This window comes from Xanthomonas sp. SHU 308 (assembly GCF_000364645.1).
GTDB classification, from domain to species: domain Bacteria; phylum Pseudomonadota; class Gammaproteobacteria; order Xanthomonadales; family Xanthomonadaceae; genus Xanthomonas_A; species Xanthomonas_A sontii.
Map to the genome: position 1 here is coordinate 1 of NZ_AQOK01000760.1, position 2969 is coordinate 2969.

At 68.2% G+C, this 2969-nt stretch carries 2 protein-coding genes; both read left to right on the forward strand.

Annotated features, from left to right (window positions below):
* Positions 1 to 574: methyl-accepting chemotaxis protein (locus tag D588_RS26160; protein ID WP_017917237.1), on the forward strand; the 574-nt coding region annotated here is incomplete at its 5' end.
* A 797-nt stretch (positions 575 to 1371) separates the two neighbouring features.
* A partial coding sequence (locus D588_RS0119910; protein ID WP_017917238.1) for an MCP four helix bundle domain-containing protein occupies positions 1372 to 2969 on the forward strand: 1598 nt, incomplete at its 3' end.

Consider the following 2969-nt stretch of genomic DNA (forward strand, 5'->3'; position numbering starts at 1 on the left):
GGCGGTGGAAGCCGCGCGTGCCGGCGACCAGGGGCGCGGTTTCGCCGTGGTCGCCAGCGAGGTGCGCACCCTGGCGCAGCGCTCGGCCAGCGCGGCCAAGGAGATCAAGAGCCTGATCGACGATTCGGTGAGCCGCGTCGCCGAAGGTTCGGTCCTGGTCGACCAGGCCGGCAAGACCATGACCGAGATCGTGACCTCGGTGCAGCGTGTCACCGACATCATGGGGGAAATCTCCGCCGCCTCGCAGGAGCAGTCGGCCGGCATCGAGCAGGTCAACCAGACCGTGACGCAGATGGACGAGAGCACCCAGCAGAACGCGGCCTTGGTGGAAGAAGCCAGTGCGGCGGCGCGCTCGATGGAGCAGCAGGCGGTGGAACTGAGCCAGGCGGTGGCGCTGTTCAAGCTCGACGCATCGGCGGCCACGCCGGTAGCGCAGGCGCCTCGGCACCATGCCACCGCGACGCCCGCGGGCAAGCGCAACGTCCTTCCGGCAGCGGCCAAGGCCGCACCTGCGCGGCGTGCGGCGCAGCCGGCGGCGGCGATGGCGCTGGACAAGGATTGGCAGGAGTTCTGAGCCGCACGGCGCCTGTCATCGGTGAGCGGCGCAATGCGCGTCGCTCGCCTGTCGCGTGTCGGTTGCCTTGCGGCCGCCGGTGCCGCATCCCGCAGATCCGAGGATGTTCCACTGCGGTCTCGATGCCATGCCTGCCTTGGCGCGGCACGCTGTTTCTGACCGACGCCCACGCCGCGCGCGTGGGCGTCCTGCTCCGCCCTCACATCTGCGTGGGGCTTACGCGCGTGTTGCCCGCGTGAGCATCCAGCACGTTGTCACGTGCGCCGCCGCCGTGCGGCAGACGCCGTGCGCGTGATGCGACGCGTCCCTTGTCCGACAGCATCGCTGCCGCCGTGGCTGCGGCCGCGGGTTCCCGGCTGACGCTGCGAAGTGACGGCGATCGCGTTCCTGGTCTTCGCAGCGCGTGTCGAGGTCGCCGCTGTGCGGTCAATCGGAAAACTTTTTCCTCGCTGCGACCTCGCGCCGCAAGCAAGCGTCGTGCCGGCCGTTGCAACATGACGTGCACGCGCTCTTCACGCGAAAACGCCGATCCGGACGCTGTGCGAATGGCCTCTCCACATCCCTGTGATGTGCCTGAGGGTGTTCAATAAATTCCGTGCAATCGCCTCTCAAGTCCCCGCGCCGGGCGCCGTTACATCGCCCGCACATCGAGCGGAATGCGTCATCAAGCGTCTGATTAAAAACGCTTTTTCACGACTCATTCATCTCGTTCGATGCGGGCGCGCACAACGGCGGCTGGTCGGCGTGCGTGGTCCGCGGCGTTCCATCGCCCCTCTCATTCCCCCAAAGGCCATTCCATGATTGCATTCCTTCAGCGCTACAACGTCGGTGCCCGGCTCGCCACCGCGTTCGGCATCCTCATCCTGTTGTCCTCGGCGCTGGTCGTCGCCGGGCTTCTGACCCTGTTCCAGGCGCGCGAGCGACTGGACGGCATCGTCAACCGCAACATCGCCGCCATCCGCGCGTCCAGCGACATGCTCAACGCCAGTTCGGTCGTGGCCATCAATGTCCGCAACATCGTGTTGCCGACCTCCCAGGAAGACAACATCCGCTTCGCCAAGGTCATCGTCGAGCAGCGCGCACGCTACCAGGAGGCGCGCAAGCGGGCGGGCGCCATCCCCAGCGGTGCGCAGAGCCAGGCCGTGCTGGAGGACGTCGATCGCGCCCGGCAGATGACCGTGGACGTCAACAACCGGGTGATGGATCTGGGCATGCACGACAAGCCGGACGAGGCCCTGGCCCTGCTGATGCGGGAGTCCGCGCCGCTGACGCAGAAATGGCAGGACGCCATCGCCCGCTATGCCGATCTGCAGGCCACCCGCAGCAACGAGGCCTATGCGGAAGCGACGGCGGCGATGGCGCGTGGGCGCGCCATGCTCATCGCCGGCGGACTGGCGGTGGTGCTGGTCAGCAGCCTGCTGGCGTGGCTGATCACCCGCAGCCTGACCGTGCCGCTGAATCGCGCCACCCGTGCCGCCGAGGCCATCGCAGCCGGCCGCCTGGACAACGACGTGGCCACCGACGCGCGTGACGAACCCGGCCGCCTGCTGCTGGCGATGGGTGGGATGCAGACGCAGTTGCAGCGCTTCTCCCGCGAAACCGCGTTGATGATCGAGCTGCACGCCGACAAGGACATCAGCCACCGCATGCCGCAGGACTTCCCCGGCGTGTACGGCGAACTGAGCAAGGGCATCAACACCATGATGTTCGAGCACCTGGACGCCATCGTCGAGGCGGTCGAGATCCTCAACGAATACGCCAACGGCGATCTGCGCCGCGATGCGCGCCGCCTGCCCGGCAGCCGTGCGGTGCTGCACGAGTCGATGGACGCGGCCAAGGCCAGCCTGCTGGCGATCAATACCGAGATCAAGCGCCTGGCCGCGGCCGCCGCTGCCGGCGACTTCAGTGCCCGCGGCGATGCGGCCAGTTTCCAGCACGACTTCCGGCTGATGGTGCAGGACCTCAACGCGATGATGGAGGTCAGCGACCGCAACCTGGGCAAGCTGTCCGCCCTGCTGCAGGCGATCGCCGCCGGCGACCTCACCGCACGCATGCATGGCGACTTCCACGGCGTGTTCGCGCGGATGCGCGACGATGCCAACGCCACCGCCGACCAGTTGACCGGCATCGTCGGCCGCATCCAGACCGCCGCGGTCAGCATCAATGCCGCCGCCAGCGAAATCGCCACCGGCAACGACGACCTGTCGCGCCGCACCGAGCAGCAGGCGGCGAGCCTGGAAGAAACCGCCGCGTCGATGGAGGAACTGACCTCCACGGTCAAGCAGAACGCCGAGCATGCCCGCCAGGCCAACCAGCTCGCCAGCGGCGCGGCGTCGGTCGCGTCCCAGGGCGGTGCCGTGGTCGGTCAGGTGGTCGAGACCATGAGCGGCATCGA